The sequence below is a fragment of the Psychromonas sp. SA13A genome (assembly GCF_011378715.1).
Taxonomy (GTDB): Bacteria; Pseudomonadota; Gammaproteobacteria; order Enterobacterales; family Psychromonadaceae; genus Psychromonas.
This window is the reverse complement of the sequence record NZ_WTKU01000001.1, coordinates 335,499-353,486: the sequence shown is the minus strand read 5'-3', so window position 1 is coordinate 353,486 and position 17,988 is coordinate 335,499. Positions and strand designations below refer to the sequence as shown.

The 17,988-nt window shown below is 37.4% G+C and carries 14 protein-coding genes; 10 read left to right on the top strand and 4 right to left on the bottom strand.

The features are described 5' to 3' along the window. The first annotated feature begins 157 nt into the window (after nucleotides 1–157). On the top strand, nucleotides 158–1,261 hold the full coding sequence (gene ugpC, locus GQR44_RS01570) for a sn-glycerol-3-phosphate ABC transporter ATP-binding protein UgpC (RefSeq protein WP_166368540.1): 1,104 nt from the start codon (nucleotides 158–160) through the stop codon (nucleotides 1,259–1,261). A 154-nt stretch (nucleotides 1,262–1,415) separates the two neighbouring features. Here the strand turns inward: ugpC and GQR44_RS01565 are convergent, their stop codons facing one another. Then, nucleotides 1,416–2,501: a tartrate dehydrogenase gene (locus GQR44_RS01565; RefSeq protein WP_166368538.1), complete on the bottom strand. Its 1,086-nt coding sequence runs from the start codon at nucleotides 2,499–2,501 to the stop codon at nucleotides 1,416–1,418. An 87-nt stretch (nucleotides 2,502–2,588) separates the two neighbouring features. On the opposite strand from GQR44_RS01565, the gene GQR44_RS01560 reads away from it, so the two are divergent. Both GQR44_RS01560 and GQR44_RS01555 read left to right on the top strand, forming a co-directional pair. Further along, complete coding sequence (locus GQR44_RS01560) at nucleotides 2,589–3,533, top strand: LysR substrate-binding domain-containing protein (RefSeq protein ID WP_166368536.1); 945 nt, start codon at nucleotides 2,589–2,591, stop codon at nucleotides 3,531–3,533. Between the two features lie 13 nt (nucleotides 3,534–3,546). Further along, a complete protein-coding gene (locus GQR44_RS01555; protein WP_166368534.1) occupies nucleotides 3,547–4,437 on the top strand; it encodes a helix-turn-helix domain-containing protein in 891 nt (296 codons plus the stop codon). Here the strand turns inward: GQR44_RS01555 and GQR44_RS01550 are convergent. The 3 genes from GQR44_RS01550 to GQR44_RS01540 are packed head-to-tail and all read right to left on the bottom strand — an operon-like array spanning nucleotide 4,432 to nucleotide 7,984. Beyond that, complete coding sequence (locus GQR44_RS01550; protein ID WP_166368532.1) at nucleotides 4,432–5,385, bottom strand: PDR/VanB family oxidoreductase; 954 nt, start codon at nucleotides 5,383–5,385, stop codon at nucleotides 4,432–4,434. The genes GQR44_RS01555 and GQR44_RS01550 overlap by 6 nt on opposite strands. A gap of 14 nt (nucleotides 5,386–5,399) precedes the next feature. Then, entirely contained in the window at nucleotides 5,400–6,848 is a 1,449-nt protein-coding gene (locus tag GQR44_RS01545; RefSeq protein WP_166368530.1) for an NAD-dependent succinate-semialdehyde dehydrogenase, read from the bottom strand. Nucleotides 6,849–6,862: 14 nt separating this feature from the next. After that, nucleotides 6,863–7,984 carry a ring-hydroxylating oxygenase subunit alpha gene (locus GQR44_RS01540; protein WP_166368528.1) on the bottom strand — a complete coding sequence of 374 codons (1,122 nt, stop codon included), beginning with the start codon at nucleotides 7,982–7,984 and terminating at the stop codon, nucleotides 6,863–6,865. A 323-nt stretch (nucleotides 7,985–8,307) separates the two neighbouring features. Between GQR44_RS01540 and GQR44_RS01535 the strand changes: the two genes are divergently transcribed. The 7 genes from GQR44_RS01535 to phnE (GQR44_RS01505) all read left to right on the top strand — a co-directional run bounded on the left by GQR44_RS01535 (nucleotide 8,308) and on the right by phnE (GQR44_RS01505) (nucleotide 17,682). Then, nucleotides 8,308–9,891, top strand: a complete 1,584-nt coding sequence (locus GQR44_RS01535) for a BCCT family transporter (protein ID WP_166368997.1) — start codon at nucleotides 8,308–8,310, stop codon at nucleotides 9,889–9,891. A 741-nt stretch (nucleotides 9,892–10,632) separates the two neighbouring features. Next, nucleotides 10,633–12,510 carry an ATP-binding protein gene (locus GQR44_RS01530; RefSeq protein WP_166368526.1) on the top strand — a complete coding sequence of 626 codons (1,878 nt, stop codon included), beginning with the start codon at nucleotides 10,633–10,635 and terminating at the stop codon, nucleotides 12,508–12,510. Next, entirely contained in the window at nucleotides 12,497–13,864 is a 1,368-nt protein-coding gene (locus tag GQR44_RS01525; RefSeq protein WP_166368524.1) for a sigma-54 dependent transcriptional regulator, read from the top strand. Before GQR44_RS01530 ends, GQR44_RS01525 begins: the two co-directional genes overlap by 14 nt. A 253-nt stretch (nucleotides 13,865–14,117) precedes the next feature. Then, nucleotides 14,118–15,149, top strand: a complete 1,032-nt coding sequence (gene phnD, locus GQR44_RS01520) for a phosphate/phosphite/phosphonate ABC transporter substrate-binding protein (RefSeq protein WP_166368522.1) — start codon at nucleotides 14,118–14,120, stop codon at nucleotides 15,147–15,149. Between the two features lie 174 nt (nucleotides 15,150–15,323). Continuing rightward, nucleotides 15,324–16,094, top strand: coding sequence for a phosphonate ABC transporter ATP-binding protein (gene phnC, locus GQR44_RS01515; protein WP_028868552.1), 771 nt, complete (start codon nucleotides 15,324–15,326; stop codon nucleotides 16,092–16,094). Beyond that, nucleotides 16,082–16,879 carry a phosphonate ABC transporter, permease protein PhnE gene (gene phnE / locus GQR44_RS01510; RefSeq protein WP_166368520.1) on the top strand — a complete coding sequence of 266 codons (798 nt, stop codon included), beginning with the start codon at nucleotides 16,082–16,084 and terminating at the stop codon, nucleotides 16,877–16,879. Before phnC ends, phnE (GQR44_RS01510) begins: the two co-directional genes overlap by 13 nt. Further along, entirely contained in the window at nucleotides 16,879–17,682 is an 804-nt protein-coding gene (phnE, locus tag GQR44_RS01505; RefSeq protein WP_166368518.1) for a phosphonate ABC transporter, permease protein PhnE, read from the top strand. Before phnE (GQR44_RS01510) ends, phnE (GQR44_RS01505) begins: the two co-directional genes overlap by 1 nt. Nucleotides 17,683–17,988 lie beyond the last annotated feature (306 nt).

Genomic DNA, 17,988 nt, shown 5'->3' with positions numbered 1-17,988 from the left:
ATAAATTGTATTTTTATAGATCACATTTAATGTGCTCGGGACTATCTACACGAGGAAAGTTGCGATAACGTAAATTCATTTGATTGAGCGTTTTCGCAAACATTATTTTCGCTTCGCACTCGGTTTTCATCACACGTTCTTAAGAGGGTAATTAGTCATGGCTGCAATTTCATTACATCAGGTTGTTAAGCGCTTTGGAGAAACCGAAATTATCCATGGTGTTGATTTAGAAATAAAAGAAGGTGAGTTTACTGTCTTTGTCGGTCCCTCTGGTTGTGGTAAATCTACCCTATTGCGTCTCATTGCTGGACTTGATGATATTACCAGTGGCACACTTTCTATTGGAGACATCGATGTCACCAACGTAGAACCTGCTGATCGCGGAGTCGCCATGGTATTTCAATCCTATGCACTTTATCCGCATATGACGGTTGAGGAGAATATGGGGTTTGCTTTAAAAATGGCAAACGTTGAGATAAGTGAGATTAAAAAGCAAGTTAAGAAAGCCAGTGATATTTTACAATTAGAGCCATTATTAAATCGTAAACCAAAAGAACTATCGGGTGGCCAACGTCAACGTGTTGCAATAGGAAGAGCCATCGTTCGTGACCCTGAAGTGTTTCTATTTGACGAACCATTATCTAATCTAGATGCTGAGTTACGTGTTGAGATGCGCTTGCAAATAGCTAACTTACATTCGCAACTGGGTAATACCATGGTTTATGTTACCCATGATCAAGTTGAAGCCATGACCCTAGCAGATCGAATTGTCATATTACGAGATGGTAGAGTGGAGCAAACTGGCAGTCCAATGGAACTGTATTACCGTCCTGGTAATGAGTTTGTTGCCGGATTCATAGGCTCTCCTAAAATGAACTTTATTAGTGCAACATTACTTGATGTTAGCGGCTCTCAAGTTAGCGTCGGCTTACCTGATGGGCAGTCGGTATTGATTAATACGCATTCAAGCAATTGCCAAAAAGGCGACCAAGTTAAGTTGGGTATCAGACCGGAACATATGCAACTAGCTGCTACAGAAGCAAACGCACTGACGCTATCATTTCTGGCTAACAACGTAGAGCGCTTAGGTAATAGTACTTATCTATTTGGGCATTATCAGAGCAATGATAATTTTATTGTGCACATTCCTTCGGATCAACAAGTGAATAGAGGCGATAAAATGTCTTTATATGCAGAGCAGTCTGACCTGCATTTATTTGATCAAGAAGGGCTGTCACTACGTGATTATGAATCCAAGTGATGTTTAGGCTGTTATTTTAGTACTTTACTTAAAACTTACTTTTACCGTTTAACAAAAATGCCTCGATATAAGTTACTTATATCGAGGCATTTTTATTTACGTTAACTGGGTGTTATTAAATCACTGTTAACACCCTTTTGTTATAACACTTTTTTTAAGCACATGCAGTTATGTTTAATTGGCTAATTTGGTCTGTAATTGCCTGTCCTAGTTCACCAGTGCTGGCTGTTCCTCCCATGTCTCTTGTTAAACACTGTTGTTTTTTAATTACTTTTTCAATAGCATCGATCATGAGGTCATGTATATCTGTTTCCCCTAGGTGTTTCATCATCATTGCTCCAGCCCAAATAGTCCCGATAGGGTTTGCAATACCTTGGCCAGCTATATCTGGTGCAGACCCATGGACTGGTTCAAACATTGATGGAAATCGTTTGTCCGGGTTTATATTGGCAGAAGGGGCAATCGCGATGGTGCCAGTACAAGCGGGTCCTAAATCAGATAAAATATCACCGAATAAGTTAGAGCCGACGATGACGTCATAAAACTCGGGCATACGTACAAGGTTAGCAGTGAAAATATCTATATGAAATTGATCTACATTGACACTAGGGTACTGTTCTCCCATATTTTTCACTCGACTATCCCAGTAAGGCATTGAATGAAATAAACCGTTTGACTTAGTGGCTGAGCTTAAGTGTTTTTTAGGGCGGCTTTGTGCTAGTTCAAAGGCATATTTTAAAACTCGGTCTGTTCCTTTTCGTGTAAATACACTTTGCTGTAATACAAACTCATCTTCAGTACCTTCATATTGTATGCCTCCAATCGCCGAGTATTCACCTTCCACATTTTCGCGAACCACATAAAAGTCTATGTCTCCTGCTTTTTTATTTGCTAGCGGTGAAGGAATACCATCAAATAATCGCACAGGTCGTAAGTTTATATATTGTTCAAATTCTTTTCTTATTGGTAATAAAAGGCCCCATAAGGAAATATGATCTGGTACACCAGGGTAACCAACTGCACCTAAATAAATAGAATCGAAAGCTTTTAATTGTTCAATACCATTTTCAGGCATCATACGTCCTGTTCGATGATAGGTTTCACATGACCAATCAAAATAAGTAAACTTCAGGTTAACGCCATGTAATTTTGCTGCTGCCTGTAGAGCAATAATTCCCTCTGGAATCACTTCTTTACCGATTCCGTCGCCAGCTATTACTGCTATATTGTATTCTTTCATAATTAATCCTTTACTATATAATGATTTTATTCGTTCGAAAGATAATAGAATGAAACGACTTAACTAAGGAGTGCCAAGGTGTAAAGTATGAGATTACAAAATGTAAACAAATTACCCTCTTTAGAAGATTTAAAAGTGTTTAGTGTTGCGGCTCATTGCGAAAGCTTTAGTATTGCGGCAGACCAACTAGGCGTATCACCTGCATATATCTCAAAGCGCATTAAATTATTAGAGGATAATGTTGGGGTTACTTTATTCTTTCGTGCACCTAGATCTGTACACTTAACTGAGCAGGGGAAAATTGTACTCAACACATCTGAACAGCTATTAATCCAACTGGATAAAATGCAAGCTCAACTACGAGAGCTAGCCATTGAAACTAAAGGCTTAATCCGTGTTGGTTGTAGCTCAGGATTTGGGGCCACTTTTTTAAGTCATTTTATTGCAGCTTTAAAACAAAAATACCAACAGCTAAATATTGATTTATATTTAAATGACAAACCTTCTGATCTTATAGAAGACAATCTACACCTAGATATTCGGATCGGTGGCTCATTTCCCCCACAATATATCGCCAAAAAAATAGCTAATAACCACCGAATCCTATGTGCGAGCCCTAGTTATGTAGAGCAACATGGCAAACCAATACATCCATCAGATCTTGAGTCAAAGCATGTTTGCATTGGTATTAGAGAGCGCGATACCTTATTTGGGAGTTGGAAATTAGGTTGTCATGGTGAGTCTGTGGTTATCATGCCGAACACTGAATTAATTGTGAATAATGGCCATGTAGCCAAGTTATGGTGTCAAGAAGGGCAGGGTATTATATTGCGTTCAATTTGGGATGTTGAAGCAGAATTGAAGTCAGGACAGCTTATTCAGCTATTACCTCAATGGAAACAAGAGGCAAACGTTTATGCTGTTTACCACCAAAAAACCAGTCATAACGCCAATCTACGGACATTTTTAATTGAATTTGAACAGTTTTTAGCGACTCAAATTCAGTCTGATTTAAATATACCAGCTACCTGAGGTTATAACTTTCATGAGCACTGAACAGTTCAATCAACGTTTTGTTAAGTTACTTAAAGATAAAAAAATAACGCAAATAAAAGTTGCTAAAATGCTAGATATTTCTCGTACTGCAGTCAACAAATGGACTAAAGACGGCAAAATCGATGATAATAATCTAGAACAGTTAGCTGACTTTTTAAAAGTAGATCAAATATGGCTTAAATATGGAACGCCTAGTGAGGAAATGCACCCCATTTCTACCAAGAAAATTAATGAGTTAAATATACTGCATAGTACTGGTGAAATTGTAACTTGGGAGTGGGATTTGTTTAATGATACTGCCACTTATTCTGACAATGTTGAAAAAGTTTATGGTGTTAACGTTACCTCTAATAGCGATTTTTGGAGTTTGATGGATGAAAATACAAAGCAACGCTTAAATAGTAACTATGAAGATATTATTAAGCATGGCGGGGCACATGAAATTGATTTTAAAATATCTAAAGATGGACTTTCTCGTTGGATAACCTCTCGTGCTACAGGTGTTAGGGGCCGTAACGGGAAAATAACAAAATTGATTGGTATCAGCCTTGATAATACAGTGCGTAAGGAAGCTGAAATTAATTTGCAAAAAACACAACACTATTTTAATACGCTATTGAAGTACATCCCTAAAATTGTTGTATTTACCGATAAAGAAGGAGAAATTCTGGCCACAAACTATCATGACAAAAAGCCAGAGATCTCCTATCTAAAACTGCAAACAAAAATCTATCACTTTATTGCAGCTGAACAAAAACTAGTGGAGCAACTTCAAGTGGCATCAAATATGCGATACGAATTTGATCATTCAACTATTATTGCAAGTTATCATGAGCAGAATAAACAACCTTATTTGATGTTAGTTTTTGAACAATTATAAATCGAGAACTAGTCGAGCAGAGCGAGCACGAGACACGCATACCATCATAGTAGATTGCTCTTGTTGCTCTTCTTCTGATAGATAAAGATCATGATGCTCTGCTTCACCTTCTAAGATAGTTGTTTCGCAGGTTCCACAAACACCATTTCGGCATAGACACTCAATATTAATACGTGCATCTGCTTCTAATGCTTGGAGGATAGACATATCTTCTTCTACTCGAAGCGTAATGTTAGATCGCTTACAATGCACATCAAAAGCATGGCCAGTTTGAATACTTTCAGTAAACTTTTCAAAGTGAATATATTCATCGTCAAATGACTTTTTGCCTCTCTCAATGACTTCATCAATCAGAGAATCTGGACCACATACATAGCAATGGCTATCTGCAGGAATAGTAGACATTAGCTCAGCTATATTAATCCTTTGTTGTTGTGCGCCATTATACAAGAATAGCTTATCGCCTAACTGCTCTTTTAACTCTGATATAAAGCCTGCGGTATTTGGCTGACGAAAACAATAATGTAATTCAAAGTCAAACGCTCCTTTTTGTAGCGTATGTAGATATGAAAGAAATGGAGTAATACCAATACCACCCGCAATTAGAATATGTTTCTTTGTACTATTTTCTACTAAGGGAAAATAGTTTTCAGGCTCAGAAATATCTAAAGTATCACCCACTTTTACATTGTTATGCATATAATGTGAGCCACCCTTTGAGGTTTCATTAAGGTGGACTGCAATCGCATAAAAGCGTGTGTTTGTAGGTGCGCTTAACAAAGAATATGAGCGTTGTAATTCCCCATTTTGCATCGATACTGTCACGTGACTGCCAGGTGAAAACTCTGGTAAAGAGCCATCAATTAACTCAAATTGAAAGTATTTAACTGTTTCACTGATCAACTTGCATTCAGTAACCGTTACTACTAATTTTGCTTTCTCTTCCATATAAACCTCTGTTATTACGCTATATCTAAGCAGAGGTATTTAACCTCTAAGTAATCTTCGATACCATATTTAGAGCCTTCTTTGCCCAAGCCTGATTGTTTTGTACCGCCAAATGGAGATACTTCATTTGAAATTAATCCAGTATTAATACCTATCATGCCGTACTCTAAATTTTCTGACATGCGGTAAACTCGTTTAATATTATTGGTATAGAAATAAGAAGCCAAACCGTAAATCGTATCATTAGCCCGTTCAAGTACTTCTTCTTCAGTACTAAACCTGATGATTGAAGCAATAGGTCCAAAAATTTCTTCATGTACAATATTCATACTATGGTCAACATCTAATAGTACTTGTGGACTCATATAGTTAGCATGGTCAGGTGTTGAAATAGATAAAGGAGCGAGTTTGGCCCCTTTGTCTAGCGCATCTTGAAGTAAGCTTTGCATATTTTTAATTGCTTGAGACGTGATCATCGGGCCAATATCAATGCCTTCATCAAGTCCATTGCCTACTTTAAGATTACTAACTTTATCCATGAATTTACTGACAAATTGATCATAGATCGCATCATGGATATATAGACGGTTTACACAAACACAAGTTTGTCCCCCGTTTCTAAATTTTGCGATCATTGCGCCTTCTACCGCTTTATCAATATCTGCATCATCGAAAACAATAAAAGGAGCATTGCCGCCTAATTCCATTGAAGATTTTTTAATCGTTGTTGCACATTGTTTTAATAGTTGTCGCCCAACAGGGGTGGATCCTGTGAATGAAAACTTTTTCACCAGTGAATGCGATGTAAGTATTTCACCAATTTGTCTCGACTCGCCCGTTACTACATTAAATATACCTGCTGGGATCCCAGCCTGATCTGCTAACTCTGCTAGGGCTAGAGCAGTATAAGGCGTTTCAGAAGCTGGTTTAATAATAATACTGCATCCTGCCGCCATTGCTGGTGCCGCTTTTCGAGTGATCATCGCAGCAGGGAAGTTCCATGGAGTAACTGCACCACACACACCAATAGGTTGTTTAATTGTTGTGAGGCGGTTTGTTCCTATGGTTTGGGGAATAGTTTCGCCGTAAGTACGTTTACCTTCTTCTGCAAACCATTCAATAAATGAAGCTGCATATTTAATTTCACCACGTGATTCATGCAACGGTTTACCTTGTTCCATGGTCATAATGTATGCTAAATCATCAATATTACTTTCAATTAAATTAAACCAATTTCGTAAAATAATTGAGCGAGATTTTGCAGTTTCTTGTTTCCATTTTTGCATTGCCTGCTGAGATTGTTCAATTGTGTCTATTATTTGTTGCTCTGATAACTTTGGGATCGTGCCTATCAATTCACCATTTGCTGGGTTTGTTACATTAATAACATTGCTCGAAGAGATCCACTTACCACCGGCATAGCAAGACTGTTTAAAAAGTGTTGGTTGTTGAAGTATGTTCATTGCAAAGTCCTTTATTAATCTAAATGTTGTTGAACAAGAATTTGATGGAAATGTGCGACACCATGTTCGCTAATACCACTTCTTTGTTTATCTGTCATAATACGGCCTCGACCACGATAGCCTCTTGAGCTTAATCCCTTTTGAACACTCTCAACTAAGCGTAAATCCTCTGGGCGAAATACATCTTTGTACCACTCCACTAAACGTTTTTGATCTTCTGTAAGTTCTTCATTTAGAAAATAAATATCATAATATTGTAATGTTTTCCCTGCGCTCATTGGAAACTCATAAATAACGGTCATGTAATCGCCACCAGGGGGCATATTAAACATGGTACAAGGCCAAATCCAAAAGCCACTAAAGCGAGGATCTACGATGGACTCATCAAATTTATATGAGGATTCAGAAGGCTTTGCTTTACCTACTTGTAGTGTCCAATTGTGGTGCAAGCTATGCTCATAATCTCCAACATCTACAGACTCAGCAAAACTCACGTGATTAGTTGGACAGTGATAACATTCAATATAGTTATCAACGATAGTTTTCCAGTTCGCTGGCGTTTCGCTTACAAAACGAGCCGCTAATTTGAGGTCTTTTACTACAGTACATGCTTCAAATACTTTATCTTCTAAACCTACTAATTGATCTTCTATCGGCTTAGGCGTTTCACTTAAATTAATAAAAATAAAACCTGCAAACTCTTGAACATGGAAAGAGACTAAACTAGATAAATCTTTATCAAAATTTTCAACATTATCACAGTTATTTGCATGTACTAACTCACCATCAAGCTTAAATGCCCATGAGTGATAAGGGCACGTAATCACATTTTTTGCTTTACCAGAATCCCCTGATAATAACTGATGTCCTCTATGTGGGCAGACATTGTAAAAACCCCGCAAGATATTATCTCTACCACGAACAACAATAAGGTTCTCGCCAATAATCTCGCGAGTAATATATGAATTTTTTTCTTTTACTTCACTGCTATGTGCTACACAAACCCACGAATTAGCGAATATTTTCTCTTTCTCAGACTCAAAAATACTTTCATCGGTGTAGTACTGTGCAGGGATGGTCCATGCATTGTCGATATCAGTATATTCTTCTTTGTTCAACTTAGTTAATGGACGCATCATTGTTTCCTCATTAGTTTTGCTTGTTAACTTCAGGTTTACGTGAAGGCTATATCTTAAATTAAATCCGATCAATAACATATTAATGTAAACTTGCAGGAAACAATTGTCGATCACAATTTAAACAATTTTAACTCATATTTAACACTTTCATAACATGTTGATCTTGTTTTTTAATTGTTATAAAACATATTGTTATGTATATTTTTTTAAGTTTGTTATGTTTTTTATCTCCTTTTGTTGTATTGACAGGATTAGATTTTAAACACTTAATGTTAAGTACTAGTTAACAAAAACTCTACTGATGAAAGGATAGTAATGTGATGATAAAAAATGGATCCAGCAATATTGACTACACGCTCTTTATACCCGCAATGATAATAATTATATCGAGTTGCTCATACCTCGCTATTGAACCAGAGGCCGGCTCTCAAATAGTCGATACTCTTTTTAATTGGACAACGAGTAAATTTGGTTGGCTTTATTTGAGTATTGGCCTTGTTTGTTTTTTTGTGATGTTCATTCTAGCTTTTAGTCGTATAGGACGGATTAAATTGGGTAGAGAGGAAGATCACCCTGAGTTTAGTAAAGCTTCTTGGATTGCCATGCTTTTTTGTGCTGGAATCGGTATTTCATTATGTAATTGGGCGTTTATTGAGCCTATTTATATTATGTCTTCACCACCTTTTGGGATCGAAAAAGGTAGTGCAAAGGCGATTGAGTGGGGAGCTATGTACCCATTATTACACTGGGGAATAGTACCTTGGTCTATTTATTTGTTGCCCGCTATTCCTATGGCCTACAATTTTTATGTTCGACGCATTCCTATCATGAAATTTAGTGAGGTGTGCCGACCAATTTTAGGTAATTTAGTTGATGGAATTCTTGGTAAAACAATTGATCTAATTGTTATTTTATCAATTGTGGGTGCCGTAGGAACGTCGTTGGGATTGTCTGTTCCACTTGCTTCAACATTGATCAATAGCGCTTTTGGTATTGAAGAATCCTTTGGGTTGCAAATGGCCATTTTAGGCGTGTGGATTATTTTGATCGGCTGGTCTGTTTATAAAGGGCTGGGTAAAGGTATTCAGATTTTGTCTAACGTTAATGTTGGTTTAGCATTTCTATTACTTGCTATTGTTTTCATTGCTGGTCCAACGATCTTTCTTTTAAACCTTAATGCCAATAGTTTTGGGTTATTTTTAGATAACTTTTTCCGTGTTAACACATGGACCTCTCCTGTTGTACATGACAGTTTCCCAAGAAGTTGGACTATTTTCTACTGGGCTTGGTGGATTGCTTATGCGCCTATGATGGGTATCTTTGTTGCTCGCATTTCAAAAGGGCGCACTATAAAAGAGTTTATATTAAATGGTGTTTTATGGGGCTCTGCTGGTACATGTGTATTCTTCGCCGTTTGGGGTGGATACTCTTTACACTTAGATTTTAATGGCATATTGGATGTTGAAGGGATTTTAAATAATGAAGGTATTCCCGCAGCTGTGACGCAAATTGTTAATACATTGCCCTTAGCTGGAGCAGTAGTATTACCTCTATTTATATTATTGTGCTTTATCTTCTTAGCGACCACTGTTGATTCATCTGCTTATACGTTAGCGTTAGTGACGTCTAAAAAGCTCCATGTTACAGAAGAACCAAGTCGTATTAACCGCCTATTTTGGACTGCTTGTCTTGCCTTTGTAGGGGTGGGATTATTATCTGTCGGGGGATTAAAAACAGCACAAACCTCTACTATTATTGTCGCTTTACCTATGGTTCCCGTTATTATTATGATGATTTTAGCTTTCTTTAAAATGGTTAAAGAAGACTTTCCTGATGAGTTACAAGCTAAATCCGTTATCTTTAAAGGTGAGACTGAAAAAGACTGCGTTATAGCAAAAGTGTAAAGTACTATTGCATTATGACGGCTTTCTAAGGAAAGCCGTTTTTTTAAATAGGCGGAGCGACAACCTAACCTATCAGCTATTGATGTTAAAAATACCCTCTTCGATTTAAATGATTAAAAATCAAAATGCCGTTGCAGTGTTATTTTCCTCTTCTTGAATTCAAGTAAGAAAAGCAACTTACACTAAAAATCTGTAATAGCCCTCAAACAATAACTACGTAACTAAACCGCCACTACATCATCATTATACTGCCATTAAATAACCACTACAGCTCGACTACAAGTATGTCATTAAACCTAGGTCACATTCGTGTTCCTTTTTGCTCATTTAACGTGTTCGAACACGTGTTTTCTTGTTTGTGATGTTTAATCTTTGTTAATCAAGTGTAATCTTGTTGTTGCTAGTTGCTCTGTTTACCTAGAGCAATATTGGTCAGGTGTTTAGGTATTTATTGTGCGGTTTTAATGACTCTTTATTTGTTATTTAGCGCTACCCTCTCCGAGTAAAAGTCTTAATTATCAATCTACTTCCTCGTTAAAACTGCATCAATATTCCTATCCTAGATTCGTATAATAAGCGCAATTGCTTATATCGACTGCTGTTATTAACTGACTTAGTTATTTGGTTGGTTAATCGCTATTGAAAGCAAAAATTTTTGAATGTTTGGAAAGTAAAAAATAAGTGGAAAGAAATGCAAAAGGTTATAAATACAGTTTATAAATTAATACGAGGTGAAGTTTAATGAAAGCAAAAGCAAGGTATTTTGGTATCGGGTTTAGGCTTGTTTGTGCTTTCAGTGTGTTGGCTTTTTCAGCCATTTTAGTCTCCAGTGTTTCCTATTCCACTTTTAATGAAACCTTGAGTAAGCTGACTGAAATCCAACAGGAAGATATGGTTTCTTTAGAAGAAGCGGCACGCCTTAATGACCTTGCTCGTGTCATTATTTCTACTTCTTTTATTATTCTTTCTGCGGAGTCAGATCAAGAACGTGACCAAGCAATGCAAGAAATAGATAGTTCACTTTCTACTATGAGTGAGTTGATGGTTAACTTCCCCGATTACAATCAATACTTTAAAAACCTAATCAATCAAATTAATTATAACTTAAGTCTGCTATACAGTAATGAAGTAAAAATGCAGGTGCTAAATACACGATTTAAAGATTTATTAAGTGGATTATTTCCATTTTTGATTGCAACGGATCAATGGTTATCGCAGTTAAGTGAAACAAAAAAGCGCGCTATTAATCACAACGAATTAAGAAGGTTATTACATTACCAATTTGGCTTAGCTGAAAAACTGTATAACGACCTGACATTTAACGAATTGGACGACACTATTTTACGTTTAGAAAGAGTGAGTAGTAATTGGTGGGAGTTATGGCAATCAGGGCAATTAGAAGTCACTGATCAAGCACTTAATAAACGCCTTTTATTTATTAACAACATGATGTCTCGGCAGGGTAAATTATTTGAATTAAAGAACCAACAGATCGATTTACATTATCAACAGAAATTCCTTTGGGGCAACAGTCGTTTACAGTTACATCAACTGGCGGTGCAAGTAGAAAGTTACGCTAAGCGTGTTAATCAGCAAGTCGACTCAGAAATAGATTCGACGGAAAAAAGACTATTACAGAATATGAAATTAGCACTGTTGGTTTCATTTTTCAGTTTAGGCGCCGCGGTCTTTTTCTCTTGGTTTTATGTTCGAAATAATATTCTACAACGTATTCGTAACTTGCAATCGAGCATGCGCTTAATTTCATCTGGAAAGTTAGATACTGAAATACAAATCAAAGGGCGTGATGAAATAACTGAAATGGCCAAAGATGTGCTGCTATTTCAAGCCAATTCACAGAAGCTCGAACAGACCAATAAACAACTCATATTACTGCAAAATGAATTAGTGCAATCAGGGAAATTAGCTGCATTAGGTGAACTTAGTGTCGGTATCACCCATGAGATAAATCAACCTTTGACGGCGGTTAATAGCCACTTACACAGCGCGTCGATTTGGTTGGAAAGGCAGCAACTGGATAAGGTAAAAAATAGCCTATGTAAAATAGAAAAGTTAATTGCTAAAACCTCGGTTATTACTCAACACCTTAAGTCATTTGCTCGTAAGTCAGATGGAAAACTTGAAAAAGTGAGTGTTAATGAGGTGATTAAAGAGGCGTTGGAACTGTTATCAAGCCGTATTGACCATGGCAAATGTAGGATCAGTTATTCCCAACTCGATGATTACTCTGTGTGGGCTAATGCTATTCGTTTGGAACAGGTGATGGTTAATATTATCGCCAATGCTTTGGATGCAGTGGAAGGTGTAAAAGACCCACATATTACTATTTATCTTACTGAAAGTGAGCAGTTACTTTGCATTAAAGTCAAAGATAATGGGGCTGGCATTATCAGTGAAGATTTACCGTATATTTTTGATCCTTTTTTCAGTAAAAAAATGGTCGGTAAGGGATTGGGCTTAGGTTTATCAATTACGTTTAATATTATTAAAGATTTCAATGGCAACTTGTCTGTGCAATCAGAACTAGGGAAAGGGGCAACCTTCACCATTGAATTGAAGAAAATCAACGGGGAGTGTATTAACCATGCAAAATACTAAAGTAGTAGTGCTGATAGATGATGAAATCGATGTAATTGAAGCATTAACTGAAATGCTTGAACTAGAAGGGTTTGACGTGTTGCCATTTACCGACCCTAAATTAGCGCTGCGCTCTATAAAATCTGACAGTCATTGTGTGGTGTTGTGCGATGTGAAAATGCCACATATTGACGGCTTAACCTTGTTGGATGCTATCAATAAACGTGCCTCTAATTTGCCGGTGTTATTGATGAGTGGACACGGTGATATTCCGATGGCAACGCAAGCCATAAAAAATGGAGCTTACGACTTCTTAGAAAAACCGCTAGTGCCTTCTGATTTAATTATTAAATTGAATGATGCATTTGCTAAACGCCAGTTTGAAAGCATTGATGATGCCGTTGAAAACAACTCTTCGCTCACTATTGAAGAATTTTTGATTGGTGAATCACGCAGTATTGAGCAGATTCGACAACAAATATTAGTGCTGGCAAAAACAGGGGTCGATACCATTATCAATGGTGATACGGGCACTGGGAAAGAGGTTGTCGCCAATGCTTTACATCAGTTTAGTACACGAAAAGAGCAACCTTTTGTGGCCATTAATTGTGGCGGAATGACAGAAAGTATTATTGAAAGTGAGTTGTTTGGACATGAATTAGGGTCATTTACCAATGCCAGTAAGCAACGAATAGGGAAAATTGAACTAGCGAATAATGGAACACTTTTTTTAGATGAAATTGAAAGTATGCCTATTTCAGTGCAGATAAAGCTATTGCGAGTAATACAGGAAAGGGTCGTTGAACGTGTTGGTGGTAATCAATTGATCCCTGTAAACATAGTGGTGGTCGCGGCGAGTAAAGCAAATTTAGAGGAACTCAGTGATCAAGGGCTATTCAGAAAAGATCTGTTTTATCGTTTAAATGTGGCCAGTATTAATATTCCTAAATTAAAAGAACGGGTCGAAGATGTGCATCCGCTATTTTGTCATTTTGTGAAAAAATCCTGTCAAAAATTTCAAACTCAACCGCCTATTTTATTGTGTGAGCAATTACGTGCTCTGAATATGCATGATTGGCCGGGTAATACTCGAGAGCTGAGAAATGTCGCAGACAGGTTTGTTTTAGGTATTGATGGGCAAGGCTTTAACCTACAGAAAACAACCTCAGAAACAGAGCCTGAAGGATTTGATTTTGACCTACAAATGGAAGGCTATGAAAAAGCATTGTTATTAGAAGCACTAGCAAAATCAGAAGGTAATATTAATGCTTCTTCAGAGCAATTAAACCTGCCTAGAAAAACGCTATACCGTAAGTTAAAAAAATATAACATCAACAAATTTGACTTTAGAGTGAGTGCAACAAAAGAGACATAAGTGACCCATTCTTCCTTTGAAAGCATTAAATTAGTTGACTTTATTGACTCAAAAAATAGAGTTTTTTATTTGTATTTAGTTTAAGTTGTTGATTAATATCTGTTTTTTGTTTTGGCATTTGGCTTGCTATAGGTTATTCCTGCTCAATAGCTTATGTCTGGCCAATACCTCTGCGACAATGTAATAAGTTTCAGAGCAGACCAATAGATAACCTGATACGAGCATGACAATCTCATAACTAAAAGGAAGTAAAATGAATAAATTATACAAAGGATTACTACTCGCAGGCGCGTTAACTGTGCCGACATTAGCGATTGCTGATGAGTGTACAAATCGCGGTGTATTAGATGATAGATACTGTGATGAAAATAATGATTTAGTGGCAGATTCACCTAAAGATCCTGAACAGTGGCGAGACCCAAGTACTTTAGTATTTACTTACACACCTGTTGAAGATCCCGCTGTTTATAAAGATGCTTTCAAAGACTTCCAAGAACACCTCAGTAAAGTTACAGGCAAGCGTGTTGTTTATTACACAGTACACTCTAATTCTGCACAAGTTGAAGCGATGCGTTCAGGACGTTTACATATTGCAGGATTTTCTACGGGGCCAACAGGTTATGCCGTTAATCTAGCGGGCTATGTTCCGATTGCTGTAAAAGGCACCGCGGAAGGTTTTCAAGGTTATAACTTGATCACCATTACTCGAAAAGACAGTGGCATTGATGAAATGGCAGATCTAAAGGGTAAAAAGGTTGCACATACTTCTGCTTCTTCTAATTCTGGCAACTTAGCACCTCGTGCTTTATTCCCTGCCTTAGGTATCGTGCCAGATAAAGACTATAAAGTGTTGTACTCAGGTAAGCATGACCAATCAATTTTAGGCGTGTTTAATGGCGATTACGATGCTGCACCAGTCGCTTCAGATGTTTACGACCGCATGGTAGCTGCGGACCGTGTTGATGATGAAAACATTAAAATTATTTACCGTAGTCCAAAATTCCCAACTTCTGCATTTGGTTATGCAAATGATCTTAACCCTGAACTTGTTAAAAAAATAGAGAGTGCCTTCTCAACTTACCGCTTTACACCGGAAATGAGTGCCACGTTTAAAGGAGCAGATAGATTTGCACCTATTACTTATAAAGAAGACTGGGGTGTGATCCGTGATATCGCGCATGCTACTGGCACGGCTTATACAAAAGCTGGTTTACAAAAGTTAGCAGAACAGAATGCTGCTAAAAAAGCCGCAAAAAAAGCCGCAGCTTTAGCCGCTGAAAAATAATAAAACTACCTAAGTAATAGGCTGAAAATCGAGCTTCAGCCTATTTTACCAATCTAACGAATTATCCGTTCATTTATGCCTTTTTTGATCACTTTTCCTTGGCATCAAAATAGATCTTTTATTAAATTCGATTGGTATTACTTAGCATTTCTGTTGATACAAGGAATTGTCACCATGGCATCTACAAGTTCTAACGCAATTAAAATTAACGATCTTCATCATGAATATATCGCCGGTAAACCTGTCCTTAAAGGCATAAATATTGATATTAATGAATCTGGCATCGTAGCCATTATTGGCCCTTCAGGCACCGGTAAAAGTACATTATTAAAATGTATCAACCGTTTAAATGACCCTAGCAGTGGTGAAATCTTATTTGACGGTGCTGATTTAACTAAACTTCAAGGTAAAGCATTACGCAAGATGCGCAGACACATAGGCATGGTATTCCAAGAATATAATCTTGTGGAGCGATTGACTGTTTTAGAAAACGTATTAAGTGGGCGCTTAGGTTATATGAGCTCTTGGGATGCGTGGCGCCGCAATTATAAACCGGAAGATTTAAAACATGCCTTTGAATTATTAGAGGTGGTTGGATTAACTGACTTTGCCAATCAACGAGCCGATGGATTATCCGGTGGGCAACGACAAAGGGTAGGTATCGCCAGAGCAGTAATGCAGGGGCCTTATCTATTATTAGCCGATGAGCCAACTTCTTCATTAGACCCAAAAACAGCCGTTGAAATCATGGAGCTAATGGAAACTTTTGCACAACGCAATGATATCCCTGTGTTGCTTAATATCCATGATGTAAATTTGGCCAAACGCTACGCTAAACGAATCATTGGTATGTCCAACGGTAAAGTCCACTACGATGGCCCACCTGAAGATATTAGTGAGGCGGATCTGAAAGTCATTTATGGAGGTGAGTCATGGATGGATTAGCCAAATCTAGCGCTAAGCATGCGGTTAACCCATTTAAAGCTTCGTTATTAAATCGTGCGCTGTGGTTAGTTGTAGTTGCTTATATTTTTTATAGTGCTAGTTCATTAGGGTTATCGTTAGAACGTATTTTATTAGGATTTAGTGAAAGTGAGCGTTTGCTAACAAGAATGTTCCCACCAGACTTTTCTCGTGCTGGTTTGTTGATGGATGGGGTGGCAGAAAGCTTACAGATTGCCATTATTTCTAGTTTTTTTGGTATCGTGATTTCATTGTTTATTGGCCTTTTAGCGGCTCGTAATATGATGCCTATTATGATCACTGCGCCAGTACGTGCGTTTATTGCGCTGTGTCGTTCATTTCATCCCGTTATCATCGCTATTATTTTTGTTAAAGCGGTGGGTTTTGGGGCGTTAGCTGGGATATTAACGCTGATATTTGCATCAATTGGTTTTATCGCTAAATTATTTGCTGAAGCCATTGAAGAGATTTCATTTAACTCGGTAGAAGCGATTAGAGCGACTGGGGCAAGTTTCTTTAGTGTCATTATTTACGCCGTTATGCCACAGGTATTCACGCGTTTTATCGGCTTTGCAAGTTATCAATTAGATTCAAATTTAAGAAACTCAACCATGGTTGGCATCGTTGGAGCTGGTGGTTTAGGCGGAACTTTATTTTCAGCCTTCCAACGCTTTGATTACGATTTTGTCTCTGCCATTTTAATTACCATTATCGCTATTATTCTGGTTGGTGAAATGCTATCAAATTTAGTTAGAAGGATTTTCTAATGACAACTTCAAGTATCGATTTAGAGTGGAAAAGATTTACGTTACAGGAAAGGATTTCGCGTTTTGCTGTTTATTTGGTGATCGTGGTTTCACTAGTATGGTCATGGCAAAGTGTAGAGGTGATTGAAGAGTTTTTATACGATGCACCAGAGCAATTGCTGGATATGTTTCAACGGATGACACCGCTAGATTATGCGTTTTACCCTAGTTCAATTCATGATGCATTAATTGAAACTTTACACATTGCTACGCTGGGTACGCTGATTACGTTAATTTTTGCTGTGCCTTTAGCCTTATTAAATGCACCTAATATAACCCCTAGTAAAACACTCAATTGGATTGCACAATTCTTTTTAGTGGCAACGCGATCTATTAACTCGTTAGTTTGGGCATTGTTATTTATTGCCTTGTTTGGACCAGGTGTTATTGCAGGGATAATGGCTATCGCGATTCGTAGTATTGGTTTTGTGGGTAAATTATTATCTGAAGCATTAGCTGAAGTAAATATGGGCACCATTGAAGCCTTGAAAGCAACGGGAGCACCTTGGGGCAGTATTTTAGTAAAAGGTTACTGGCCACAGGTGATGCCGGCATTTTATTCAATTGTATTATTTAGATGGGATATTAATGTGCGTGAATCGGCGGTATTAGGTTTAGTAGGTGCTGGTGGTATCGGTGTGGTACTGAATGATGCGCAAAACTTATTCCAATGGCAGAAAGTTGCGATGGTGCTTGTTAGTATCTTTGCAGTGGTTATTGTTGCTGAAATTATCGCTATTCAAATCCGTAAGCGTTTGATCTAGTTTCGTACGATCTCGTTTATGGTTTAGAGCAATCATTATTTACGTAAGTTATTTATTTTATTTCTTGTGTGCTTAGAAAGGGAGGCCTTATGTTGTTATATGTAAGTAGTTATTTAGCTCGACCTTTCAGGTTGCATTCACTTGAAACGAATCAATAAAACAACACTATAAAAAGCCAACTGATTATGAACTGCCCCCATAAAGTTGGCTTTTTTTCATTTAACTTTTTATTTAATTTTTTATTTAGTTTTTCATCTAATTATTGTAATCGCTGCCTTCGTCTGTCCATTATTAATGGAACAGGTA

Excerpts from the sequence above, each read along its gene's own strand:
- phnE (WP_166368520.1), top strand. The coding sequence starts at position 16,082 with ATGGATGGATTAGCCAAATCTAGCGCTAAGCATGCGGTTAACCCATTT.
- GQR44_RS01525 (WP_166368524.1), top strand. The coding sequence starts at position 12,497 with ATGCAAAATACTAAAGTAGTAGTGCTGATAGATGATGAAATCGATGTA.
- phnD (WP_166368522.1), top strand. The coding sequence starts at position 14,118 with ATGAATAAATTATACAAAGGATTACTACTCGCAGGCGCGTTAACTGTG.
- GQR44_RS01540 (WP_166368528.1), bottom strand. The coding sequence starts at position 7,984 with ATGCGTCCATTAACTAAGTTGAACAAAGAAGAATATACTGATATCGAC.
- ugpC (WP_166368540.1), top strand. The coding sequence starts at position 158 with ATGGCTGCAATTTCATTACATCAGGTTGTTAAGCGCTTTGGAGAAACC.
- phnC (WP_028868552.1), top strand. The coding sequence starts at position 15,324 with ATGGCATCTACAAGTTCTAACGCAATTAAAATTAACGATCTTCATCAT.
- GQR44_RS01535 (WP_166368997.1), top strand. The coding sequence starts at position 8,308 with ATGATAAAAAATGGATCCAGCAATATTGACTACACGCTCTTTATACCC.
- GQR44_RS01565 (WP_166368538.1), bottom strand. The coding sequence starts at position 2,501 with ATGAAAGAATACAATATAGCAGTAATAGCTGGCGACGGAATCGGTAAA.
- GQR44_RS01545 (WP_166368530.1), bottom strand. The coding sequence starts at position 6,848 with ATGAACATACTTCAACAACCAACACTTTTTAAACAGTCTTGCTATGCC.
- phnE (WP_166368518.1), top strand. The coding sequence starts at position 16,879 with ATGACAACTTCAAGTATCGATTTAGAGTGGAAAAGATTTACGTTACAG.
- GQR44_RS01550 (WP_166368532.1), bottom strand. The coding sequence starts at position 5,385 with ATGGAAGAGAAAGCAAAATTAGTAGTAACGGTTACTGAATGCAAGTTG.
- GQR44_RS01560 (WP_166368536.1), top strand. The coding sequence starts at position 2,589 with ATGAGATTACAAAATGTAAACAAATTACCCTCTTTAGAAGATTTAAAA.
- GQR44_RS01530 (WP_166368526.1), top strand. The coding sequence starts at position 10,633 with ATGAAAGCAAAAGCAAGGTATTTTGGTATCGGGTTTAGGCTTGTTTGT.
- GQR44_RS01555 (WP_166368534.1), top strand. The coding sequence starts at position 3,547 with ATGAGCACTGAACAGTTCAATCAACGTTTTGTTAAGTTACTTAAAGAT.